Consider the following 22,044-nt stretch of genomic DNA (forward strand, 5'->3'; position numbering starts at 1 on the left):
ACGTCGCACGAGAGATCTACCGGCTGGTCGTCCCAGCGAGCACTCCTCTTACCCAGACGGATTCCGCCGCTTGACATCCATAGGGGCATCAAGCGTGCCCGCCACTACCAAGCCCTGGTAACCCTCGCCTGCCTACGACTCTGGCTGCCCTGACTTTGCGGACACGACCTGGAGCGTTCGCGCTCTACAAGCCGGGAGCGATTGAGTTCGACACGCGCTCGGCACCGGTGGTGCGGTTAGTGCGGTTCTGTCGGCGACGAAACGGCCACGATCGGTCCTCGGCGCCCTTCCAGTGCCCGTCTGCCGTGCGCGGCGTTGTCACGGTTGAGTCCAGTAGCTCACAGGGACGGCACAGGATCATAAAGAACCGCGTACGACTACGCGGTGGGGCGCTTTCAGGAGGTGCGGCACAGTGTCAGGCGGTGTTCGGCGGGTTCCCCCCGCCATGCGGCCCGTGGTACAGGAGACGTATGGTCCGGCTGATCTAAGCGGCCATCGAATCTTCGCGGGGGGATTCATCAACTTCGGGTACTGGCAAGCCGTGGACCTTGGCCTGCCGCTCAGCGAGGTGGAGCGCATCCGCAGCCAGGAGGATCTCTACCGTCATGTCCTGGACGCCGCGGGGCTGCCGCGAGGGCCGAAAGTTCTGGAAGTGGGCTGCGGGCTTGGCATGGGATGCGTGGTGACCTTGCGGGAGTACGGATCCACCACGGTTACCGGCATGGACATTCATCCGGAGCAGCTACGACGGGCGCGCAGCGCGCATGCCGACCTACTTCGGGAGGAGCCGGCACGGCTGCGGTTCGTCCAAGGGGCTGCGGAGAGCATGCCGTTGGAAGACGGTGAGTTCGACGCTGTCATCAGCGTGGAAGCCGCTCAGCACTTCCCGGATCTCAGCGCCTTCGCAGCAGAGACGTGGAGGGTGCTGCGACCGGGTGGCCGGGTGGCTGTCGCCAGCTTCTTCACCGTGGACGACGCGCCCAGTCGGCCCGAGGAACTCGCGCGGCTGCTGGATACGTACGCTAGCGGCCTGGACATCGCACGGCCGGTGAAGGCGCTCGCTGACGCGCTCATGGAGGCCGGGTTCACGAGCGTGCGCGTCGGGTCGATCGGGCCGCATGTCTGGCCGGGGTGGGACCTCTGGCTCAGCCAGTGGTGGGCCCCGGGAACCTGGCCGCGGAACTTTCTGCACGCCTACGAGCAACGGATCCTTGACTACTACCTCGTCACGGCAGGGCGGCCTGGGCAGAACGCCGACCTGGGACAGCCACCGCCGCTTTAGGTTCGTGATGGCGCTGCTTGAGCCGGGAGGCCGGGCGCACAATTGAATGCTCAGAGGCGAACGGCAGGCCGAGCCGGGCGGCGAGCTGCGCCGAGTAGCCGGACGAGCCGAGCAGCCACACCGGCAGGCGGCCGGCGGGCGGGCGGGGTGACTCCGTTGAGCCGGTCCTGGGCGGGCCTCGGCACCGCGTACACGCGGCCGGCTGCTGTGGGACGAAAGGACCGGCCCCTACCGAGCCACGCCCCACCCCACCACCGCGATCGTCGAGCACGCCCTTGCGGTCATTGCCGCCAACGCCGCCGACCTGCTCACTTCCCCCGACGCCGCCCGCCTGACCGCCTGCGCCTCCCCGCCCTGCAACCGCTTCCTGCTCCGGCATGGCCGCCGCCAGTGGTGTTCCACCCGCTGTGGCGACCGTGCCCGGCCGCCCGCGCCTACGCCCGCCGCGCCGTGACGGGGTGACGACGCCGCGTCGCCGACCCGGGGGTCACCGCGCACCAACCGGCTCCCCACGCCTGACGCCGGACGCGGCGCCTGTGCCGTCGACGCGAGGAGCCAGGGCGATGGGCCGAAACGTGGCGAGTGGTCGGCCGGACAATTCCTGGGCGCCGTAAAAGCACACGGCACGGGGCGGGGGGCAAAGGGCCGAAAAAGCAAAGGCAAGAAGCTCGCCAGCTCCTTGCCACTTTCAACATATAGCGCACCAGGGGCCTTGCGGCAAGGCCCCGTTGGTGCCGCAGAATCTCCCCCCTGAGCCAGAACCTGCGGAAATCGGCAATGCGCAACGTATAGGCGCTTTGCCAGTGTGTGCAGGCTCTGCATCGAATGGGGGTTTCATGATTGACGTGATCATCGCCGGGGGCGGGCCGACCGGTCTGATGCTGGCCGGCGAATTGCGGCTGCACGGTGTGCACGTGGTGGTGCTGGAGAAGCTGGCGGAGCCGACCAGGCAGACCCGCGCGCTCGGTCTCCATGTACGGAGCATCGAAGTGATGGACCAGCGCGGTCTGCTGGAGCGGTTCCTCCCGCTCGGCCGGAAGTACGAGACCGGTGGGTTCTTCGCGGGCATCGGCACGTCGTGGCCGACCGGGCTGGACACCGCGCACGCGTATGTCCTCGGCATCCCGCAGAGCACCACCGAGCGGCTGCTGGCCGAGCACGCCGTCGAGCGCGGCACCGAGATCCGGCGTGGCTGCGAGCTGGTGGGGCTGAGTCAGGACGAAGACGGTGTGACCGTCGAGCTGGCCGACGGTACGACCGACGGCGCGGCCGGTCGCACGCGGCTGCGCGCGCGGTACCTCGTCGGCTGCGACGGCGGCCGCAGCACCGTGCGCAAGCTGCTCGGCGTGGGCTTCCCCGGCGAGCCCGCGAGGGTCGAGACGCTGCTCGGCGAGATGGAAGTGGCCATGGAGCCGGAGGAGCTGGCGGCCGTGGTGGCGGAGGTGCGCAAGACCGAGTGGCGGTTCGGCACCATGCCCCTCGAAGGCGGGACGTACCGCGTCATCGTGCCCGCCGACGGGGTGGCCGAGGACCGCACGGTCCCGCCGACCTTCGAGGAGTTCAAGCAGCGGCTGCGGGACTTCGCCGGCACCGACTTCGGTGTGCACTCGCCCCGCTGGCTGTCGCGGTTCGGCGACGCCACCAGGCTGGCCGAGCGCTACCGCGTCGGCCGGGTGCTGCTGGCCGGTGACGCGGCGCACGTCCACCCGCCGACCGGCGGGCAGGGGCTCAACCTCGGCATCCAGGACGCGTGCAACCTCGGCTGGAAGCTGGCCGCCGAGGTGCGCGGCTGGGCACCGGAGGGGCTGCTGGACAGCTACCAGAGCGAACGGCGGCCGGTGGCCGCCGACGTACTCGACAACACCCGGGCGCAGACGGAGCTGCTGTCCTCCGAACCGGGCGCCCTGGCAGTGCGTCGGCTGATGGCGGAACTGATGGAGTTCGAGGAGGTGAACCGGTACCTGATCGAGAAGATCACCGCGATCGCCGTCCGCTACGACTTCGGCGAGGGGGACGGGGGGCACGAACTCCTCGGCCGGCGGCTGCGGGACATGAAGCTCAAGGAGGGTCGGCTCTACGAGCTGATGCGCGACGGCCGCGGACTGCTGCTCGACCAGACCGGCCGGCTGTCGGTGGCGGGCTGGGCGGACCGGGCGGACCACGTCGTCGACGTCGGCGGGGAACCGGACGTGCCCGCGGTGCTGCTGCGGCCGGACGGGCACGTGGCCTGGGTCGGCGAGGACCAGCGGGGTCTGCGTGAACAGCTGCGCAGGTGGTTCGGCGCTCCCGTCGGCTGAGCGTCGGGAGGCCGGGGACGGGACGTCCCGTCCGTCAGGCCGCGAGGAGGATCGCCGCCGCGCCGAAGAGGTCCACGACGCAGCACCACTCCGACCAGGCGCGGGGCGCCACCCGGTCGGCGCGGTGGTGGGCGAAGTCCCAGACCGCGTGGGCGAACCAGCCGGCCGCCAGGAGGTAGTGGGCGGTCGTCCGGTCGGCCGTGAGCGCCACCAGCGCGAGCGCGGCGAAGACGAGGAGCCCGCCGATCTGGAGCGCGAGGACGCGCGGGCCGCGCAGGTGCCCGCGCAGCGCGCCGAAGGCCAGGTAGAAGAGGGGCATCAGGGCGAGGAGCGCCGCGAGGCGTGCCACGGGCGGGGTGCCGTCGAGGAAGGTGGCGGCCACCACGGCGAGCGCGAGCCAGGTGGGCCAGCGGTGCCCGAGGAGGCGGAGGAGCCGGGACAGCCGGGACAGCGGGGTGAGTTGGGCGCGGGGAGCCTCGTGTACGGAGGGCTCGGGCGCGTCCGGTGTCGTGTCGGCTCCGGTTCCGTACCCGGCCCCGTATCCGGTGCCAGTTTCGGTTCCGGTTCCGCGGGCGGCGTCGGTCGTCATGGGTCTCTCCCGGAGCGGCGAGGCGGTGGTCGTGGTGGAGTCCACCTTCCGGCCCGCCGGCCCCGTCCGCGTACGGTCTCCCCCGGTCATGTCCCGAACCTTGGGGTACCGGTCCTTCCGGCATAGGGTCGTCGCATGACGGAACGGCGAGTGGCCGTGGTCGGCTTCGACACGGCCGAGTTGCTGGACATCGCGTGCGTGACCACCACCCTCGTCATGGCGAACCACCTCGGTGCCCCGGCCCGCCCGTACGACGTGATCCTGGCGGCACCGGGCGGCGGGCCGATCGTGTGCGGCTCCGGGTTCACGCTGCTCAGCCAGCAGTCCCTGGAGCGGCTCGTCGGCCCGCTCGACACGCTGGTGGTCTCCGGGGGCCTGGCGGTCGAGCGGGCGGCCGCCGACCCGCGGCTCGTGGGGCACGTCCGCCGCCTGGCCAAGGAGAGCCGGCGCGTGGCCTCGGTGTGCACCGGGGCCGCGATCCTGGCCGCCACCGGGCTGCTGGACGGCCACCGTGCCACCACCCACTGGCAGTTCGCGGCCCGGCTGGCCGCCCGCCACCCCGAGGTCACCGTGGACCCGAGCCCCATCTACATCCGCGAGGGCAACATCTCCACGGCGGCGGGCATCACGAGCGCGCTCGACCTCACCCTCGCCTTCATCGAGGAGGACCACGGCGCCGAGCTGGCCCGCCAGGTCGCCCGCCACCTGGTCACGTACCTGCACCGGCCGGGGAACCAGGCGCAGATGAGTATGTTCACGGCCGCGCCGCCGCCCCGCGACGCTCTCGTGCGGCGGCTCGTCGACCACATCGCCGGCCACCCGGACGGCGACCTGGGCACGGTGGCGCTGGCGGCGCTCGCGGGTGTGACCCCGCGCCACCTCACCCGGCTGTTCCTGGAGCACCTCGGTCAGACGCCGGGCCGGTTCGTACGGCAGGCCCGTACCGAGGCCGCCGCGCACCTCCTCGCGTCCACCACCCTTCCGCTGGCGAGCGTGGCCGCCAAGTGCGGCTTCGGCTCGGCCGAAACCCTGCGCCAGGCCTTCACCGGCCGCTACGGCATCCCGCCGTCGCGGTACCGGGAGGCGCACGCGGCGCGGCGCCCCCGTGCGTAGCCGGGACCGGTCACAGGCTCCACTGCCGCAGCTCCGCCGCGATGGCCCGGACGTCCGCCTCGCCCTCCCCGACCAGGCGCGCGAGGTCCCGCACCTGCTCGGGTGAGGTGACCACCTTGAGGCCGCAGGCGACGAGGTAGCCGTACGCGACGGCGGAGGCGAACATCGCGTTGGAGTGCTCCAGGGCGGGGACGCGCAGCAGCAGGTGGAGCAGTGCGGCGGCCCGCGCGGGAGGGTCCGCGTACACGGCCGTACCGAAGATCTGGGCGTCGTGGCGCGCGACGGCCGCGACGAGCGCGCCCCAGTCGGTGACCTGGGGGTCGCCGGGGGTCTTGTGCTCGGCGACCATGAGGAGCCAGGCGAGGTCGATGGAGAGGCTCATCCGGAGGCGGCGCCCGCCCTCGACGCGTGTCCCAGCGCGTGTCCCAGCGCGTGTCCCAGCGCGTGTCCCAGCGCGTGTCCCCGGCCGCTCACCGCTTGCCCTTGGCGCGCTTGCCGCCGCCCTTCGCCGGAGGCCCGGCCCGGCGCTCGGCGGTGCCGAACTCCTCCGCGAAGACGGCCTCGTACTGCTTCATGAAGTCGGCCGCCGCCTCGACGAAGGTGCGCCCCGCTTCCCCGGCGTCCTGCTGGACGAGTTCCTCGATGTAGCGGTTCACGCTGACGCCACGCTGCTGCGCCCGGCGGCGGGCGGCCTCGGCGGTGGATTCGTCCACGCGAACGTTCAGCTGGGTCTTGGCCACTCCCTCACGCTAGCGCGGCCGCGCTAGCAGCGGCAAGGCATGTCTTCCGGCCGCCGCGGCATCATGGAGGATGGAACGCATGAACGATCTTCGGATACGGGCCGCCCGGCCGGCCGACCTCGACGCCGTCCTCGCCTTCTGGAAGGTCGCCGCCGAGGGCACGAGCATCAGCGACGACCGCGAGGGCGTCGAGCGCCTGGTCGCCCGCGACCCGGACGCGCTCCTTCTCGCGGAGCGGGACGGCGAGCTCGCGGGCACGGTGATCGCCGGCTTCGACGGCTGGCGCTGCCACCTGTACCGGCTCGCCGTCCATCCGGACCATCGCCGCCAGGGCGTCGGCGGGGCGCTCCTCGCGGCCGCCGAGGAGCGTTTCGTACGGCTCGGAGGGCGGCGCGGTGACGCCATGGTGCTCGACGGGAACGCGGTCGCGCACCACGCGTGGCGGGCCGCCGGCTATGCGCCGGAGCCGCAGTGGAGCCGCTGGGTCAAGCCGCTGGAGGGACGGCAGCCGGCAGACGGGCTCCCCGAGTCCTGAGCGCTTTACCGACCCTTTACCATTGCTGGGCATGCGCCGGAGAACCACTCCGACGACCCGAACGAAAGGTGTGAGCGTCCGCCCATGGGCGAGCCTCCCTGTACGCGACATCGCGCATTCCTCCGCTCCCTGTCCGACGATGGGACGGAGGTGAACCGATGACCGAAGTGCTCCTGCTCGCCGTGGCACTGCTGCTCTGCGTGGCGTGCGGCGGGTTCGTCGCGGCCGAGTTCTCCCTCACCACCATCGAGCGGAGCGAGCTCGAACGGGCCGTCGAACGCGGTGAGCGCGGCGCGCCCGGCGCCCTCAAGGCCGTACGCTCCCTCACCTTCCAGCTCTCCGGCGCCCAGCTCGGCATCACCGTCACCAACCTGATCGTGGGCATGCTCTCCGAGCCGTCGATCGCCAAGCTCATCCGGGGACCGATCCAGGACCTCGGGCTTTCGGCGTCGGCCGCGTCGTCGATCGCGCTCGTCATCGGTACGGGCCTGTCCACGGTCGTCCTGATGGTCGTCGGCGAGCTGGTCCCCAAGAACTGGGCGATCTCCTCGCCGCTGGGCGTTGCCAAGGTCGTCGCCACGCCGCAGCGGATCTTCAGCGCCGCCTTCAGGCCGCTGATCGGCCACCTCAACAACACCGCGAACCGTCTGGTGCGCCGGCTCGGCCTGGAGCCGGCCGAGGAGCTGGCCTCCGCGCGCAGCCCGCAGGAGCTGGTCGCCCTGGCGCGCCACTCCGCGAAGCAGGGCGCGCTGGAGGCCGACACCGCCGAGCTGTTCGTCCGCACCCTGAACCTCTCCGAGCTGACCGCGGAGAACGTCATGACGCCGCGCGTCCAGGTCACCGCCCTGGAGGCGCAGGCCACGGCGGAGGACGTCGCCAACGCCACGCGCGCCACCGGCCTGTCGCGCTTCCCGGTCTACCGGGGCGGCCTCGACACCGTGATCGGCACCGCGCACATCAAGGACGTCCTGGCCATCCCGGCCGAGCGGCGGCCGCGTACGCCGGTCACCGAGATCCTGCGGGAGCCGCTGCTCGTACCGGAGTCGCTCACGGTGGACCGGCTGCTCGACCGGCTGTCCGGCAAGCGGACGATGGCGGTCGTCATCGACGAGTACGGCGGCACGGCCGGCGTCGCGACGCTGGAGGACATCGTCGAGGAGGTCGTCGGCGAGGTGCGCGACGAGCACGACCCGCACGAGACGCCGGACCTCGCCCGGGTGGGCGAGGGCGCCGACGGGCGGCTGCTGTGGTCGGCGGACGGCGCCGCCCGGACCGACCAGCTGGAGCGGGTCGGGCTGCGCGCGCCCGAGGGACCGTACGAGACGCTCGCCGGGCTCATCGCGACGGAGCTCGGCCGCATACCGGTCGTCGGCGACCGGGTGGAGCTCGCGGGCTGGCGGCTCGACGTGGTGGACGCCTCCGGGCGCCGCGCCGCGCGGGTGCTGCTGCACGCGCCCGCGGAGCCCCTGGGCGGGGCGCAGGACCACGAGGACGGCGGCCACCGCGCCGGTGGCGCCGGGGAGGCCGGCCGATGATCGCGATCCAGCTCCTGATCGGTTTCCTGACGCTGGTCGTCAACGCCTTCTTCGTCGGCGCCGAGTTCGCCCTGATCTCCGTGCGCCGCAGCCAGATCGAGCCGTACGCCGAAGCCGGGGACCGGCGGGCGCGCAGCGTCATCTGGGGCCTGGAGCACGTCTCCGCGCTGCTCGCGGCGGCGCAGCTGGGCATCACGCTGTCCACGCTGGTGCTGGGCGTGGTCGCCGAGCCGGCGATCGCGCACCTGCTGGAGCCGGCCTTCGACGCGGCCGGCGTGCCTCACGGGCTGGTGCACCCGATCTCGTTCGTGATCGCGCTGTCGGTGGCCACGTACCTGCACATGCTGCTGGGCGAGATGGTCCCGAAGAACATCGCGCTGGCCGAGCCGACCCGGATGGCGCTGCTGCTGGGGCCGCCGCTGGTGGCGGTGACCCGGGCGCTGCGTCCGGTGATCTTCACGATCAACGCGTTCGCCAACGCGCTGCTGAAGCTGCTGCGGGTGGAGGTGCGGGACGAGGTCTCGGCGACGTTCTCGGACGACGAGCTGGCGCGGATGGTGACGGACGCGAGCCAGGCGGGGCTGCTGGACGACCGGGCAACCGAGCGGCTGCACGACGCGCTGGAGCTGGGCCGCCGGCCGGTGCGCGACGTGGTGATGCCGGTGGAGCGGGTGGTGTACGCACGCGTCGGAACGACGCCCGCCGAGCTGGAGGAGCTGTCGGCCCGGTCCGGGTTCTCGCGCTTCCCGGTGGTGGACGCCACCCGGGGCATCCTCGGGTACCTCCATGTGAAGGACGCGCTGGACGTCTTCCCGCGCGACCTGCCCTTCCCGGTGTCGTCGATGCGGCCGATCGCCCGCGTCCGGGCGGCCACGCCGCTGGACGACGTCCTGACGGCGATGCGCCGCAGCCGTACGCACCTGGCGGCGGTCCTCGACGACAACGGCAAGCTGGCCGGGCTCGTCACGATGGAGGACGTGCTGCGGGAGCTGGTGGGCCGGCCTCGGACGGGCTAGTGCCGGCGGCGTGGGGGCGCGGGATACGATCACTCCGCCATGGAGATGAATGCCACCTACACCAGTTTCGTCGCGGTGGGCGACAGCTTCACCGAGGGCATGTCGGACCTGCTGCCCGACGGCTCCTACCGGGGCTGGGCCGATGTGCTGGCGGGCCGCCTCGCCGCCCGTACGCCCGGGTTCCGTTACGCGAACCTCGCCGTGCGCGGCAAGCTGATCGGCCAGATCGTCGAGGAGCAGGTGGACCTCGCGGCGGCCATGAAGGCGGACGTCGTCACGCTGGTCGGCGGGCTCAACGACACCCTGCGCCCGAAGTGCGACATGGGTCGGGTGCGCGGGCTGCTGGAGGAGGCGGTGGAGCGGCTGGCCCCGTCCTGCGGCCGGCTGGTGCTGATGCGCAGCCCCGGCCGCAACGGTCCGGTGATGGAGCGCTTCCGGCCGCGCATGGAGGAGCTCTTCTCGTACGTCGACGAGCTCGCGGCGCGGCACGGCGCGCTGGTGGTCGACCTGTACGGCGCCGAGGTGCTGGGCGACCAGCGGCTGTGGGACGTGGACCGGCTGCACCTGACGGCGGAGGGGCACCGGCGGGTGGCGGAGGCCGTGTGGCAGACGCTGGGCCTGGAGGCGGAGGAGGACTGGCGGGCGCCGCTGCCCCCGGCCGTGCGGCCGGGCTGGGCGGCCCGGCGGCTGAGCGACGTGCGGTTCGCGCGGCAGCACCTCGGGCCGTGGATCGGGCGGCGGCTGACGGGCCGCTCGTCGGGTGACGGCCGCCCGGCGAAGCGGCCGGAGCTGCTGCCGTACGAGGTGGTGGCCGAGGCGCGGTCCAAGGTCGTGGCCGAGGCCCGGTCCGAGGTGTTGTCCGAGGTGCGGTCACAGGCGCCGTTCGCGGCCCGGTCCGAGGTACCGTCCCAGGCGCCCGGCACGGGGCGCTCGCCCGAGGAGCCCGCTCCGCGGAGCGGCTCCGTCCCGCGGGGCGACACCGTCTCGTAGCAACCGACAAACGGGACCGTGGCGCTGGCCTGCACAAATCGCCAGCTAGACTCTGGTCACGTGACTGCTGCGTCTGCGAAGCCTCGCATCCCCAATGTCCTCGCCGGCCGCTACGCCTCCGCGGAGCTCGCCGTCCTCTGGTCCCCCGAGCAGAAGGTGAAGCTGGAGCGCCGGCTGTGGCTGGCCGTGCTGCGTGCCCAGAAGGACCTCGGGATCGAGGTGCCGGACGCCGCGCTCGCCGACTACGAGCGGGTGCTCGACCAGGTCGACCTGGCGTCGATCGCCGAGCGCGAGAAGGTCACGCGCCACGACGTGAAGGCGCGCATCGAGGAGTTCAACGCGCTCGCGGGCCACGAGCAGGTCCACAAGGGCATGACCTCCCGCGATCTCACGGAGAACGTCGAGCAGCTGCAGATCCGGCTGTCGCTGGAGCTGATGCGCGACCGCACGGTGGCGGTGCTGGCCCGGCTGGGCAAGCTGGCGGGCGAGTACGGCGAGCTCGTGATGGCGGGGCGCTCGCACAACGTGGCCGCGCAGGCCACGACCCTCGGCAAGCGTTTCGCGACCGCGGCCGACGAGCTGCTGGTGGCGTACGCCCGGGTGGAGGAGCTGCTGGGCCGCTACCCGCTGCGCGGCATCAAAGGCCCGGTCGGCACGGCGCAGGACATGCTGGACCTGCTGGGCGGCGACGCCGCGAAGCTGGCGGAGCTGGAGCGGCGGATCGCCCACCACCTGGGCTTCGGGCACGCCTTCACCTCGGTCGGCCAGGTCTACCCGCGCTCGCTCGACTACGAGGTCGTCACGGCGCTCGTCCAGCTGGCCGCCGCGCCCTCGTCGCTGGCGAAGACGATCCGGCTGATGGCCGGGCACGAGCTGGTCACCGAGGGCTTCAAGCCCGGTCAGGTCGGCTCGTCGGCGATGCCGCACAAGATGAACACCCGCTCCTGCGAGCGCGTCAACGGCCTGATGGTCATCCTGCGGGGCTACGCCTCGATGACCGGCGAGCTCGCCGGCGACCAGTGGAACGAAGGCGACGTCTCCTGCTCGGTGGTGCGCCGCGTGGCGCTGCCCGACGCGTTCTTCGCGCTCGACGGCCTGCTGGAGACCTTCTTGACGGTGCTCGACGAGTTCGGCGCCTTCCCGGCAGTCGTCGCCCGTGAGCTGGACCGCTACCTGCCGTTCCTGGCCACCACCAAGGTGCTGATGGCGTCGGTGCGGGCCGGGGTGGGCCGCGAGGTCGCACACGAGGCCATCAAGGAGAACGCCGTCGCCGCCGCGCTGGCCATGCGGGAGCAGGGCGCCGAGCGCAACGAGCTGCTGGACAAGCTCGCCGCCGACGACCGTATCCCGCTGGACCGGGCGCAGCTGGACGCGGCGATGGCGGACAAGCTGTCGTTCACGGGCGCGGCGGCCGACCAGGTCGGTGTCGTGGTGGCCCGGATCGAGGAGATCGCCAAGCAGCACCCGGACGCCGCCGGCTACACGCCCGGTGCGATCCTCTGACCTCGGGGCACACGACCCGCATGACACCTGAGGAACTGGAAGCCGCTCGCGACCGCATCGTCCCCGATGTGATCGCGGGCGGCTTGTCCGTGCTGTTCTGCGGCATCAACCCCGGCCTGATGTCGGCCGCGACGGGCCACCACTTCGCCCGGCCCGGCAACCGCTTCTGGCCCGTGCTGCACCGGTCCGGCTTCACGCCCCGCCGGTTGAAGCCGGCGGAGCAGCAGGAGCTCCTCTCGTACGGCCTCGGCATCACCAACGTGGTGGCGCGGGCGAGCGCGCGCGCCGACGAGCTGAGCGAGGACGAGTTCCGCGAGGGCGGCCGGCTGCTGGCGCTGAAGGTGGCGCGGCTGCGGCCGCGCTGGCTCGCGGTGGCCGGTGTCACCGCGTACCGCACGGCCTTCCACGACCGGAAGGCCCGGATAGGCCCGCAGGAGCGGACGATCGGCGACACCCGGATCTGGGTGCTGCCCAACCCCAGCGGTCTCAACGCCCACTGGACGCTGGAGACGATGGCGGAGGAGTTCGCCCGGCTGCGCGAAGCGGCGCAGGAGACCTAGGGCGGGTCGGTCTCCGTGACGACGGCGAGCAGCTGGAACGGCAGCTCCTTGTCCCACTGCGAGACCCCCAGGGCTATCCACAGCCCGTCCGCGCGCCAGAGGTGGAGGTCGGGCACGGAGCTGCTGAGGATGTCCCAGGGGTCCGGTATCTCCTCGCCCGCCATGCCCCGGTCGAACACCGACCACAGGCTGAAGGTCTGCGGCTCGCCCCAGCGCGCGGTGAGCAGCACCGCGAGCGCGTCGCGCTCCGCTTCGTACTGCTCCTCGACGAGCGCGCGCCGCGTGCCGTCGTCGTCCCAGAAGTCCTCGCTCGTGCCGAGCTCCGCGATGTGATAGCCGGGGCCGCTGTCGCCCACGTCCGATCTGCCGCGCTGCCCGGGGAAGGGGCGGGAGCGCAGCAGGTCGATGGTCGTCAGGTGCCGAGCGGTGGTCATGGATCCAGTAAAGCCCCCGCCACTGACAATTGGCGTTCCGTCAGGCGTCCCTGCGCCGGAGGGCGAACCAGCCGGCCAGCAGCGCGGCCGCCGCCCACCCGGCCGTCACGGCGAGGCCGCCCCACGGGCCGAGGCCGCCGGCGTCCTGACGTACCACCAACCGGCCCGCCTGGTCCGGCAGGTACTCCGCCGCGCCCGACGCCACATCGCCGACGACGAAGGACATCAGCACGAACGGGATCAGCAGGGCGAGCACGGCGGTACCGCTGCGCAGCACGGCCGCGAGGCCCGCCGCGAACAGCGCCATCAGCGCGAGGTGGACACCGCTGCCGACGCACGCGCGGACCACGCCGGGGTCCCCGAGCCCCAGGGCCCGCTCCCCCGCGAACGCCTGCCCGCCGAGGACGACGAACCGCTGGTACGCGCGGGGCTGAGCGCCGTGCTCGGGGCGCAGCCCGACATCGAGGTGGTCGGCGAGGCGGCCGACGGGGCGGCGGTCCTCCCCCTCGTGCGGCGGCTGCGCCCGGACGTCGTGGCGATGGACGTGCGGATGCCGTTGATGGACGGGATCGAGGCGACGCGGCTGCTGCTGCGCACGGTGCCGGGTCCGCCGAAGATCCTCGTGGTGACGACGTTCGAGAACGACGAGTACGTGTACGGGGCGCTGCGCGCCGGGGCGGACGGCTTCCTCCTCAAGCGCTCCCGTCCGGCCGAGATCGCGCATGCGGTACGGCTCATCGCCGAGGGCGAGTCGCTGCTGTTCCCCGCGGCCGTCCGGGCGCCGGCGGCCGAGTACGGCAACAGGGACGCGCGGGCCGCCCCGGAGCGAGCGGAGCTGACGCAGCGGGAGTCGGCGGTCCTGCGGCTGATGGCACGCGGGTTGTCCAACGCGGAGATCGCCGCCGAGCTGGTCGTCGGCGCGGAGACGGTGAAGACGCACGTCAGCGCCGTACTGGCGAAACTGGGCGCCCGGGACCGTACGCAGGCCGTGATCGCCGCGTACGAGTCGGGTTTCGTGGCGCCGTCGGTCCAGGCCCGTTAGGGCCGACCGGGGAGCCGGCACCGCTCGCCGCCCGTCCGGGCATTGAGTACGATCCGTCAGACAAGCGTTCGAGCTGGGAGGACACACGGTGGGCCGGCTGACCGGCGGGGATCCGTCGCTGCTGCGGCGGATCAATTCCGCGGTGGTACTCCATGCGCTGCGGGGCTCCGAAGCGCGTACGCTCACGGACCTCACACGGATCACGGGCCTGTCCCGGCCCACCGTCGAGGGCGTGGTCGAAGGGCTCATCGACACCGGCCTGGTGGTCGAGGCGGCGCCCGAGGAGGGCGAGACCCGGCGCCAGGGGCGGCCGGCGCGGCGTTTCCGGTTCCGCGCGGAGGCCGGTCATCTGATGGGCGTCGAGATCGGCCCGCACCGGGTGGCCGCGCTGATGTCGGGGCTGGACGGCCGGATCATAGGGGCCGGGTCCCGGGAGGTCTCGGAGACGGCCTCGGCGGATGAGCGGCTGGAGCGCGTGCGGGCGGTGGTCGCCGATGTGCTCCGGCGCACGGGGGTGCCGCGCAGCAGTCTGCGCGCCGTCGGCGTCGGCACGCCCGGCATCGTGGAGGCGGACGGGACGGTACGGCTGGGTACGGCGCTGCCCGGCTGGACCGGGCTGGCGCTGGGCGAGCGGCTGCGGCGTTCGTTCCGCTGCCCGGTGCTGGTCGAGAACGACGCGAACGCGGCGGCGGTGGCCGAGCAGTGGAAGGGCGCCGCGACCGACTCGGACGACATCGTTTTCGTACTGGCCGGGCTGAGTCCGGGGGCCGGCTCGCTGATCGGCGGGCGGCTGCACCGGGGCTTCGGCGGGGCCGCCGGGGAGATCGGCGCGCTGCACCTTTTGGGGCGGGGGGTGACCCCGGAGAAGCTGCTGTCGACCACGGACGAGCCGCTGCACCCGCTGGACGAGCAGGCGGTGGCGGAGGTGTTCGCGCTGGCCCGGCAGGGCGACGCGCGGGCGCGGGCGGCGGTGGAGCGGTTCATCCAGCGGCTGGTGCACGACGTGGGGGCGCTGGTGCTGGCGCTGGACCCGGAGGTGGTGGTGATCGGCGGCTGGGCGGCCGGTCTGGACGGGATACTCCCGCCGCTGCGGGAGGAGATGGCGCGGTTCTGCCTGCGCCCGCCGCGGGTGGTGCTGTCGCTGCTGGGCGAGGCGGCGGTGGCGACGGGCGCGCTGCGGCTGGCGCTGGACCACGTGGAGGAGCAGCTCTTCGCGGTCGAGGGCACGGTGACGGCCCGCCGCTGACGGACGACGGCGGGCCCGGTGTCCCGCCGTGCCGTCAGGAGGCGATCTGGAAGTCGCCCGCGCCGCCGAAGGTGAGCCGGCAGGTGTCCGCGCGGTACGTGGCCACCGAGACCGCCGCCGTACGTCCCTGGGCGACGTAGCGCGTGGTGACGACGAGCACCGGGGCGCCGGGCAGCCGGTCGAGCTCCTTGGCGTCGTCCGCGCGGGCGGAGCCCAGCTCGACGGCGCGCTCCTGGCCCTCCAGGGTGAGGCGCTGCAGCTCGCGCAGGACGGTACGGGCGCGGGCCGGGCCGGTGGGCGCCTTGATGGCGGTGAGGTCCGGCACGGAGACGGCGGGGACGTACAGCTGCTCGGCGGCGACCGGCTGGCCGGCCGTCACGCGCAGCCGGCGTACGGCGTGGACCGCCTCGTCGGCGTCGGGGACGAGGTCGAGGAGGCGCGCGACGGCGGCGGGCGGGACGGTGGAGACGCAGTCGACCGGCTCCCACGCCTCGTCGCCCGGGTCGGGCCACTGGTGCCGGGTGGTGGAGACGTCGACGCCCATGCGCGGCGGGGCCACGGTGGTGCCGACCCCACGGCGGCGCTGGAGGCGGCCCTCCAGCTCCAGCTGTTCGAGCGCCTGGCGCAGCGTGGCGCGGGCGACGCCGAAACGGGCGGCCAGTTCACGCTCGTTGGGCAGGATCTCGCCCACCGCGAAATCCGAGTCCAGCGCCTCGCTGATCACGGTCTTCAGGTGCAAGTACTTGGGCTCCGGCACCGATTCCAGCTGCGTGGTCCCCACCCTGATCCTCCGCGATCGTCGTGCCCCGGCTGCTTTCCGTGCCTTGTTTATTAAAGGTTCCTGCACTAACCCTGCGACCGACCATAAGGGGGCCCTCAACCGTTGGTCAAGACCAATGCGAGCCGGAGGGGGCCGGGAGAACGCGCCGGCCCCGCGTCCGGGAGGGGAGCGCGGGGCCGGTGGGCGAAGCGGAGGACCGCCTTTTAGGGCCGTGGTCACGGCAGCGGTTACGGCAGCGTGAGGGAGGCCAGCTTGTCCGGGTTGCGGATGACGTAGACGGTGTGGATCCGGCCGTCGACCGCTTCCACCTGGATGAGGGTTTCCGGCCTTCCCTCCACCAGGACGACCAGCGCGGGGGCGCCGTTGACCTCGATGTAGCGGAACTCCGAGCCCGTGACGGGCACCTTGCTGACGGCGAAGAAGAAGCGGCCCACCTTGTCGGCGCTCTCGATGACGCGCAGCGGAGCCTTGGCCTTGCCGCCGCTGTCGCCGACCAGCCGGACGTCCGGGGCCAGCAGCGCGAGCAGCTCGCCCAGGTCGCCGCCGGAGGCCGCGGCAAGGAAGCGCTCGGTGAGGTCACGGCGCTCGGCCGGGTCCACGTCGTACCGGCGCCGGCCCTCGTCCACGTGGCGTCGGGCGCGTCCGGCGAGCTGGCGCACCGCCGCCTCGGACCGGTCGAGGGTGGTGGCGATCTCCGCGTACGGGAACCCGAAGGCCTCGCGCAGCACGAACACGGCGCGCTCCAACGGCGAGAGGGATTCCAGGACGACCAGGACGGCGAGCGAGACGGAGTCGGCGAGCACCGCGCGTTCGGCCGTGTCGGGGGCGGTGGGCCCGAAGTCCGTGGTGACGGGCTCCGGGAGCCACGGCCCGACGTACGATTCGCGCCGCGCCTGCGCCTGGCGGAGCCGGTCGATGGCGAGCCGGGTGGTGATCCGTACGAGGAAGGCACGCGCGTCACGGACGGCGGCGTGGTCGGCGCCCGACCAGCGGAGCCATGCCTCCTGGACCACGTCCTCGGCGTCGGCGACGCGGCCGAGCATCCGGTAGGCCACGCCGATCAGGAAGGGGCGGTGCGCTTCGAAGGCCTCGGCGATGGCGTTGACGCCTGCGACGTCGTACTCGGTTTCGGTTGCCACGTGTCCATCCCAGCCGACGGGAAAGGGCATGTCCAGGAGAGAAGGATGCGGTCCTGACCACATGGGGACGGCCGCGCCCCTTGAACTGGGTACTACCGGACGGTAATGGTTGCTGACAGAGCGTCTGAAACAGGGCGCACCACGGCAGGGAGCAGGTGCAGCCAGCATGGCCGGACAGGTCTCGTTCACCGTCGAGTCCCTCCAGGGACCCCGCACACTGACACTCGAGTACGAACGGGCCGGTTCCGGACAGCCGCTGCTCCTGCTCCACGGCGTCGGGCACCACTGGCAGGCGTGGCAGCCGGTGTGGGACCTCCTGGCCGCCGAACGGGACGTGATCGCCGTCGACCTGCCGGGCTTCGGCGCGTCGCCCGCGCTGCCCGACGGGCTGCCGTACGACCTCCCCACGGTCGGCCGGGTGCTGGGCCTGCTGTGCGAGAGCCTGGACCTCGACCGCCCGCACGTGGCGGGCAACTCCCTCGGTGGGCTGCTCGCCCTGGAGCTGGGGCGCGAGAAGCGCGTCCGGTCGGTGACCGCGCTGGCCCCCGCGGGGTTCTGGAACGAGAGCGAGCGGCGGTACGCCTTCGCGACGCTGCGCGCGATGCGGGCGGGCGCCGAGTCCCTTCCCTTGCCGGTACTGGAACGAATGTCCCGGTCCGCCGCCGGGCGGGCGGCGCTGACCAGCACCGTCTACGCCCACCCGGGGCGGCGGTCGCCCGAGGCGGTCGTCGCCGAGACCCTGGCGCTGCGTCATGCGACCGGCTTCCACCAGACGCTCACCGCCGGACGTGACGTCCTGTTCACCCACGACCTGCCGGATGTGCCGGTCACCATCGCCTGGGGCGCCCGGGACCGGCTGCTGCTGCGCCGTCAGGGCATCCGCGCCAAGCGGGCCATCCTCGACGCCCGGCTGGTGAGCCTGCCGGGGTGCGGGCACGTCCCGATGAGCGACGACCCGGGCCTGGTCGCGCGCGTCCTGCTGGACGGGAGCCGCTGAGCCGCCCCCTGGCCGCGGTGGCGGGAGCTCGGGCCGGGGCCATTGTCAGTGGTGGGGCCTACCGTCGTTTCCATGACGCGATCCGTGCAGGCACTCGCCTATTCCCGCCCGTCCGCCCTGGAGTCCTCGCAGGCCGGACGGTTGCTCGGCCTGGAGACCTCGGGCGGGCTGACGCCCACCGGCGCCGAGGCCCATCCCCGTTTCTTCTCCGGTTTCGTGACGTCGCCTCGGATAGCGGCGCGCGGCCTGCTGGCGGTCGCGGACGTCGCGGCCGCCCGGTACTACCAGCGGCTGCGGCCGGCGTCGCTGGACCCGGTGGTGACGGGGAACGGCGACCGGCTGCGCTTCGAGTCGTTCTCGGGCTGCGGCGGGGTGTACGCGCGGCTGGACGTGCTGAGCGAGGGCCTGGACGGCGCCGAGACCGGCCACGGCACGACCAATGTGGACGTCAACAACCCGCTGCGTGAGGCGCTCTCCCGGCTGACCGGTGAGGACCCGCTGCATCTGCGCGTCGGCCCGGAGGAGTTGGCCGTGACGACGCTCGACGGCGCGGTGGTGGAGAAGAAGGTGCCGCTGCCGGACCGCTGGCTGCGGGGCTTCGCCGAGGCCCAGGTGGCGTGCGCGGGGTTCGATCTGCGCGCGGAGCTGTCCGCCGCCGAGGCCGTACGGTTCCTGCGGTCCCTGCCGCGCACGGCGGTCGGGGGCGGTGCGCGCGGGCCGCTGTGGGTGGTGCCGGCCGGGAAGACACTGCGGCCGACGACGCGGCCGGTGCCGGGGGCCGTGTGCCTGCCGGGTCCGGAGCGGCTGGTCGCGCTCCAGCGGGTGCTGCGGCACGCGACGGCGCTGCGGGTGTACGGGCCGGTGGCGGACGGGGCGGCGACGGCGAGCGCCTGGGAGGTGGCGCTGCCCGGGATGCGGCTGACGCTGACGCTGTCGCCCGACGCCTCGCGCGGCTTCTCCGGCGAGGGCGGGGTGCTGGAGGCGCTCGCCACGGAGGAGGCGGCGCAGGACGCCGAGCTGGTGTCGGTGCTGCTCGCGTGGGAGCCGCGGATCGACCTTGCCGACCTGGCCGCGCAGGCCGGGCTGTCGGTGGAGCGGGTCCGGGCGGCGCTGACCCGGCTGGGCACGGCGGGCCGCGTGGGCTACGACGTGGCGGACGCCGCGTACTTCCACCGTGAGCTGCCGTACGACGCGGACCGCGCGGAGCGGCACAATCCGCGGCTGGTGGCGGCGCGGGCGCTGGTCGCGTCGGGCTCGGTCGAGCTGTCCGGCGGCGACGGTCCCGCACTGGTCTCCTCGGGCGAACGCCGCTACCAGGTGCGGCAGTCGGAGGGCGGGGCGTTGAGCTGCACGTGCCAGTGGTGGGTGGACTACCGGGGAAGGCGAGGGCCGTGCAAACACGCGCTGGCGGTCAGGATGGCCCGTCGCGGTGCGGAGCCGAGCCGAGCCCGGGAAGCTGCCCCGGCGGTCGCCGGAGGTGCCCGATGAGCGCGGCACAGGAGCTGCTGAAGGCCGTCCGGGCAGGGCGGCGCGACGACGTACCGGCGCTGGTGAAGGGGCTGGACCCCGCCGGGCGCAAGGCGGCGCTCGCGGAGCTGAAGGAGCTGCGCAAGGAGCTGCGCGGCTGGGACTGGGACCGCTGGCAGGAGCGGCGGCACATCTCACGGGCGCTGCTGGTGGCGGGCGCCGGCTGTCACACGGGGGCCGCGGCGGCGTCCGCGTGGATCGGCGCCCGCGATCTGCGGGACTGGGAGCGGCTGCCGACGGGGATGCTGCTCGACCTGCTCGCGGACCGGGAGACCGGGTGGCTGGGCGATGTGGCGCACCGGCTCGCGGGGAGGGCCGCCACGGCCGAGGAGGACTACCCGCTCATCCACGAGCTGGTCCGGCTCTCCGGCTGTGCGGTGCCGGTGACGGACGGGTACGTCCACGGCTGGGCGGACGCGGTGGCCCAGAGGGGCATCCTGGCCGCGCTGCGCACCGACCCGTATGTGCGGGCGCTGGTCCCCCGTCTCTTCGAGACCACGGAGCTGCCGAGCACGCTGACGTGGCGCTCCGACGACTGGCAGGCGGGGCTCGTGGCGCTGGCCGACGAGGGCGTGGTGGAGCGGGCCGTGCTCATCGACGCCTGTGTGGCGCGGCTGCTGCGGGGCGCGAAGCCGGGGGCCGTCCGGTTCTTCCTCGACCTGCTGCGGCAGTTGAAGCCGACGGCCGATGAGGAGCGGGCGCGCAAGGCCGACTGGATGGGCATGGCGGCCGACGGCCCGTCGACCGTGGCGGCGCACGCCCAGGAGGTGCTGGGCCGGCTGTCCGAAGCGGGGGACCTGTCCGCGCGGGAGCTGGCCGAGGTGTCCGGGGCGGTGCTGTTCCGTACGGAGAAGAAGCTGGTGCGGGCTCAGCTGGTGCTGGTGGGCAAGGCGCTGCGGCGAGGTGGCGCGGACGCGGCGGACGAGCTGCTGCCCGCGATCGCCGAGGCATTCGGGCACCCGGACACCGGGGTGCAGGAGCGGGTGCTGAAGCTGGTCGCGCGCCATCTGTCCGAGGTGGACGAGGACACCCGCGCGGGGCTGGCGGAGGCGGCGGTACTGCTCGGCCCGGCACATCGGGCGGCGGCGGCCGAGCTGTTCGGGGAGGTGTTCAGCGAGGCGTTCCCGGCGGCCGGGGAGGCGGAGCCGTACGAGGAGCTCCTGCCTCCGGCGCCGCAGGACCGGCGTGTGGCCCCGGCGGCGGACGGCCTGCCGGAGCTGGTGGAGGACGTGGCGGTGCTGCTGAAGTCGGGTGACGACGTCATCGGTGTCGAGCGGGCGCTGGACGGGCTGGTGCGGTACGCGTACCGGGACCGCGAGGCGCTGCGTGAGGCGCTGCTGCCGCTGGTCGCGGATCTGTGGTGGTACGGACGCGACTCCCAGTTCATGCAGTACCTCCAGCCGTTGGACATCGTCGTGGGGACGGTGGTCGGCAAGGTGACGACGGGCCATCTGCACGCGGCGCTGCGGGCGGAGCCTGCCCACGACTGTGTGCACCGCGCCCTCGACCGGCTCCCGCTGGTGCGTGCCCAGGAGGCGGCGGTGACGCTGCTCAAGGGGAAGACGCCGTACCTGTTGGCGGTGCCGACCTGGCACACGGGGGCGGTGGATCCGGGCGAACTGGTGGAGCGCCTGCGCGGCTACCAGCAGCTCGGTGTCGCACCGGGAGACATCGATTTCGCTCAGGCACTGCTGCGGGTGCGAAGGTCCGGCCCCGAAGCGGCCCGGGCGGCCGAGGACGCCGCCCGGCTGGGCACCCCCACCGGGGAGCGTCTCGCGCGGTGGCTCACCGCCAAGGAGCTGTGGGCGCCCGCCGTACGCGGCGTCGCCGAGGGCCAGGCCCCGGTGGACGACTGGTTCCGCTGGACACGCCTGCTGCCGCGGCGGATCGTGCTGAGGACCGACCGGGATCCCGGGGCGCTGCGGGACTTCCCGCCCGCGTTCCGCGTCCTGGAGTCGACTCCGTCCGACGACGGCCGGCGCTGCTACCACTGGTCGGGCGCGAGTCCCCACTGGACGGCCGTGCTGCCGGAGGACCGTGAGCGGCTCGCGACATGGCTGCTGCCGCTGGCGGCGGCCGCCACCGACGACCTGCGCGGCGGCACCTCGCTCCTGGCGCCGCTCGCCGAGGCGGGCGGCGAGGCGGGGCCAGCGCTGCACCTCGCACTGGCCACCGGGCTGGGCGCGCGGTACGCGGAAGACCGGCTCGTGGCCGTGGACGCCCTCCTGGTGCTGGCGGCACGCGGGGAGCTGGACGCGGTGCGGCTCGGCGGGGACCTCGCGGAGCTGGTGCGGCTCGGCACGGTCAAGCCCAACCGGCTCGCGGACTCGGTGCGTACGTCCGCGGCGACGGGCGCGTACGCCACCACATGGGCGGTGCTGGCGAGCGCGCTGCCCGGGATGGTCGACGGCGGGGAACCGGTGCGCGGGCTCGGCGAGATACTGGCGGTCGCCGCCGACTGCGTCGAGCGGTGCGGAGCGGTTCCGGCCGACGGCTCCCACGGCCCGGTCCCCCGCGGCCCGATCCCCGGGCTGGACGCGCTGGCGGCCCGCCGCGGCTCGTCGCAGCTCGTCACACAGGCGAAGCGGCTCGCGCGGGCCCTGGCGAGGACAACGGACTCCACCGCACATCCGGTCGAACAGTCCACGCCAGAAGCGGCAGAAACCAGTCATTAAGCACCAGATGGATGCTTAACCCATCAGTCACAAAGGGTTCGTG

19 protein-coding genes and 3 pseudogenes are annotated in these 22,044 nt (G+C 73.3%); 15 read left to right on the top strand and 7 right to left on the bottom strand.

The genetic code is table 11. From position 1 onward, the window contains the following. Nucleotides 1-445 precede the first annotated feature (445 nt). The 3 genes and pseudogenes from ABZX67_RS31415 (at nt 446) to rox (ending at nt 3,579) form a co-directional block, all read left to right on the top strand. Nucleotides 446-1,282: a methyltransferase domain-containing protein gene (locus ABZX67_RS31415; protein WP_355367537.1), complete on the top strand. Its 837-nt coding sequence runs from the start codon at nt 446-448 to the stop codon at nt 1,280-1,282. A gap of 202 nt (nt 1,283-1,484) precedes the next feature. Then, nucleotides 1,485-1,744, top strand: a pseudogene (locus ABZX67_RS31420) (CGNR zinc finger domain-containing protein); the annotation flags it as partial. 374 nt (nt 1,745-2,118) lie between these two features. Then, entirely contained in the window at nt 2,119-3,579 is a 1,461-nt protein-coding gene (rox, locus tag ABZX67_RS31425) for a rifampin monooxygenase (protein WP_355367540.1), read from the top strand. 34 nt (nt 3,580-3,613) lie between these two features. Here rox and ABZX67_RS31430 read toward each other — a convergent pair whose 3' ends face one another. Next, nucleotides 3,614-4,168 carry a hypothetical protein gene (locus ABZX67_RS31430; RefSeq protein ID WP_355367543.1) on the bottom strand — a complete coding sequence of 185 codons (555 nt, stop codon included), beginning with the start codon at nt 4,166-4,168 and terminating at the stop codon, nt 3,614-3,616. Nucleotides 4,169-4,303: 135 nt separating this feature from the next. Between ABZX67_RS31430 and ABZX67_RS31435 the strand changes: the two genes are divergently transcribed. Further along, nucleotides 4,304-5,281, top strand: coding sequence for a helix-turn-helix domain-containing protein (locus ABZX67_RS31435; RefSeq protein ID WP_355367545.1), 978 nt, complete (start codon nt 4,304-4,306; stop codon nt 5,279-5,281). A gap of 10 nt (nt 5,282-5,291) precedes the next feature. On the opposite strand, the gene ABZX67_RS31440 is transcribed toward ABZX67_RS31435, so the two are convergent. Together ABZX67_RS31440 and ABZX67_RS31445 are read right to left on the bottom strand one after the other, a co-directional pair. Next, nucleotides 5,292-5,663, bottom strand: coding sequence for a fic family toxin-antitoxin system, toxin component (locus tag ABZX67_RS31440; protein WP_355367548.1), 372 nt, complete (start codon nt 5,661-5,663; stop codon nt 5,292-5,294). Between the two features lie 88 nt (nt 5,664-5,751). Then, nucleotides 5,752-6,021 (bottom strand): toxin-antitoxin system HicB family antitoxin, encoded by a 270-nt coding sequence (locus ABZX67_RS31445; protein WP_355367551.1) that lies wholly within the window; start codon nt 6,019-6,021, stop codon nt 5,752-5,754. Nucleotides 6,022-6,100: 79 nt separating this feature from the next. Here ABZX67_RS31445 and ABZX67_RS31450 point away from each other — a divergent pair, with 79 nt between their 5' ends. The 6 genes and pseudogenes from ABZX67_RS31450 (at nt 6,101) to mug (ending at nt 12,160) form a co-directional block, all read left to right on the top strand. Beyond that, complete coding sequence (locus ABZX67_RS31450; protein WP_355367554.1) at nt 6,101-6,556, top strand: GNAT family N-acetyltransferase; 456 nt, start codon at nt 6,101-6,103, stop codon at nt 6,554-6,556. 158 nt (nt 6,557-6,714) lie between these two features. After that, the gene (locus ABZX67_RS31455) at nt 6,715-8,091 is read left to right on the top strand and encodes a hemolysin family protein (protein ID WP_355367557.1); all 1,377 of its coding nucleotides are present in this window, start codon (nt 6,715-6,717) and stop codon (nt 8,089-8,091) included. Beyond that, complete coding sequence (locus ABZX67_RS31460) at nt 8,088-9,107, top strand: hemolysin family protein (RefSeq protein WP_355367560.1); 1,020 nt, start codon at nt 8,088-8,090, stop codon at nt 9,105-9,107. The genes ABZX67_RS31455 and ABZX67_RS31460 overlap by 4 nt, the downstream gene beginning before the upstream one ends. Before the next feature lie 39 nt (nt 9,108-9,146). Next, a pseudogene (locus ABZX67_RS31465) lies at nt 9,147-9,911 on the top strand (SGNH/GDSL hydrolase family protein); the annotation flags it as partial. A 246-nt stretch (nt 9,912-10,157) separates the two neighbouring features. Beyond that, a complete protein-coding gene (gene purB, locus ABZX67_RS31470; RefSeq protein WP_355367563.1) occupies nt 10,158-11,600 on the top strand; it encodes an adenylosuccinate lyase in 1,443 nt (480 codons plus the stop codon). 20 nt (nt 11,601-11,620) lie between these two features. Next, nucleotides 11,621-12,160, top strand: coding sequence for a G/U mismatch-specific DNA glycosylase (mug, locus tag ABZX67_RS31475; protein ID WP_355367566.1), 540 nt, complete (start codon nt 11,621-11,623; stop codon nt 12,158-12,160). On the opposite strand, the gene ABZX67_RS31480 is transcribed toward mug, so the two are convergent. Continuing rightward, the gene (locus ABZX67_RS31480; protein WP_355367569.1) at nt 12,157-12,594 is read right to left on the bottom strand and encodes a hypothetical protein; all 438 of its coding nucleotides are present in this window, start codon (nt 12,592-12,594) and stop codon (nt 12,157-12,159) included. The two genes, mug and ABZX67_RS31480, sit on opposite strands and share 4 nt — an antisense overlap. A gap of 40 nt (nt 12,595-12,634) precedes the next feature. Continuing rightward, a pseudogene (locus ABZX67_RS31485) lies at nt 12,635-12,997 on the bottom strand (ABC transporter permease); the annotation flags it as partial. On the opposite strand from ABZX67_RS31485, the gene ABZX67_RS31490 reads away from it, so the two are divergent. Beyond that, nucleotides 12,986-13,636, top strand: a complete 651-nt coding sequence (locus ABZX67_RS31490) for a response regulator transcription factor (protein ID WP_355367608.1) — start codon at nt 12,986-12,988, stop codon at nt 13,634-13,636. The pseudogene ABZX67_RS31485 and the gene ABZX67_RS31490 sit on opposite strands and share 12 nt — an antisense overlap. Nucleotides 13,637-13,724: 88 nt before the next feature. Further along, entirely contained in the window at nt 13,725-14,882 is a 1,158-nt protein-coding gene (locus tag ABZX67_RS31495) for an ROK family transcriptional regulator (protein ID WP_355367572.1), read from the top strand. A gap of 34 nt (nt 14,883-14,916) precedes the next feature. On the opposite strand, the gene ABZX67_RS31500 is transcribed toward ABZX67_RS31495, so the two are convergent. Together ABZX67_RS31500 and ABZX67_RS31505 are read right to left on the bottom strand one after the other, a co-directional pair. Beyond that, nucleotides 14,917-15,663: a GntR family transcriptional regulator gene (locus ABZX67_RS31500; protein WP_355367575.1), complete on the bottom strand. Its 747-nt coding sequence runs from the start codon at nt 15,661-15,663 to the stop codon at nt 14,917-14,919. A gap of 227 nt (nt 15,664-15,890) precedes the next feature. Continuing rightward, nucleotides 15,891-16,832, bottom strand: coding sequence for an RNA polymerase sigma-70 factor (locus tag ABZX67_RS31505; RefSeq protein ID WP_355367578.1), 942 nt, complete (start codon nt 16,830-16,832; stop codon nt 15,891-15,893). Between the two features lie 136 nt (nt 16,833-16,968). Between ABZX67_RS31505 and ABZX67_RS31510 the strand changes: the two genes are divergently transcribed. From ABZX67_RS31510 to ABZX67_RS31520, 3 genes are all read left to right on the top strand, one after another. Next, nucleotides 16,969-17,799, top strand: a complete 831-nt coding sequence (locus ABZX67_RS31510) for an alpha/beta fold hydrolase (protein ID WP_355367581.1) — start codon at nt 16,969-16,971, stop codon at nt 17,797-17,799. 72 nt (nt 17,800-17,871) lie between these two features. Further along, complete coding sequence (locus ABZX67_RS31515; RefSeq protein WP_355367584.1) at nt 17,872-19,287, top strand: SWIM zinc finger family protein; 1,416 nt, start codon at nt 17,872-17,874, stop codon at nt 19,285-19,287. After that, nucleotides 19,284-22,001 (top strand): DUF6493 family protein, encoded by a 2,718-nt coding sequence (locus tag ABZX67_RS31520; protein ID WP_355367587.1) that lies wholly within the window; start codon nt 19,284-19,286, stop codon nt 21,999-22,001. The genes ABZX67_RS31515 and ABZX67_RS31520 overlap by 4 nt, the downstream gene beginning before the upstream one ends. Nucleotides 22,002-22,044 lie beyond the last annotated feature (43 nt).

It is taken from the genome of Streptomyces sp. NPDC003036, from assembly GCF_040611175.1.
Lineage (GTDB): Bacteria > Actinomycetota > Actinomycetes > Streptomycetales > Streptomycetaceae > Streptomyces.

Bases quoted from the DNA above. Each gene is read 5' to 3' on its own strand.
- ABZX67_RS31520 (WP_355367587.1), top strand. From the start codon at position 19,284: ATGAGCGCGGCACAGGAGCTGCTGAAGGCCGTCCGGGCAGGGCGGCGC.
- ABZX67_RS31460 (WP_355367560.1), top strand. From the start codon at position 8,088: ATGATCGCGATCCAGCTCCTGATCGGTTTCCTGACGCTGGTCGTCAAC.
- ABZX67_RS31415 (WP_355367537.1), top strand. From the start codon at position 446: ATGCGGCCCGTGGTACAGGAGACGTATGGTCCGGCTGATCTAAGCGGC.
- ABZX67_RS31430 (WP_355367543.1), bottom strand. From the start codon at position 4,168: ATGACGACCGACGCCGCCCGCGGAACCGGAACCGAAACTGGCACCGGA.
- mug (WP_355367566.1), top strand. From the start codon at position 11,621: ATGACACCTGAGGAACTGGAAGCCGCTCGCGACCGCATCGTCCCCGAT.
- ABZX67_RS31435 (WP_355367545.1), top strand. From the start codon at position 4,304: ATGACGGAACGGCGAGTGGCCGTGGTCGGCTTCGACACGGCCGAGTTG.
- ABZX67_RS31480 (WP_355367569.1), bottom strand. From the start codon at position 12,594: ATGACCACCGCTCGGCACCTGACGACCATCGACCTGCTGCGCTCCCGC.
- ABZX67_RS31440 (WP_355367548.1), bottom strand. From the start codon at position 5,663: ATGAGCCTCTCCATCGACCTCGCCTGGCTCCTCATGGTCGCCGAGCAC.
- ABZX67_RS31450 (WP_355367554.1), top strand. From the start codon at position 6,101: ATGAACGATCTTCGGATACGGGCCGCCCGGCCGGCCGACCTCGACGCC.
- ABZX67_RS31455 (WP_355367557.1), top strand. From the start codon at position 6,715: ATGACCGAAGTGCTCCTGCTCGCCGTGGCACTGCTGCTCTGCGTGGCG.
- ABZX67_RS31515 (WP_355367584.1), top strand. From the start codon at position 17,872: ATGACGCGATCCGTGCAGGCACTCGCCTATTCCCGCCCGTCCGCCCTG.
- ABZX67_RS31505 (WP_355367578.1), bottom strand. From the start codon at position 16,832: ATGCCCTTTCCCGTCGGCTGGGATGGACACGTGGCAACCGAAACCGAG.
- rox (WP_355367540.1), top strand. From the start codon at position 2,119: ATGATTGACGTGATCATCGCCGGGGGCGGGCCGACCGGTCTGATGCTG.
- ABZX67_RS31510 (WP_355367581.1), top strand. From the start codon at position 16,969: ATGGCCGGACAGGTCTCGTTCACCGTCGAGTCCCTCCAGGGACCCCGC.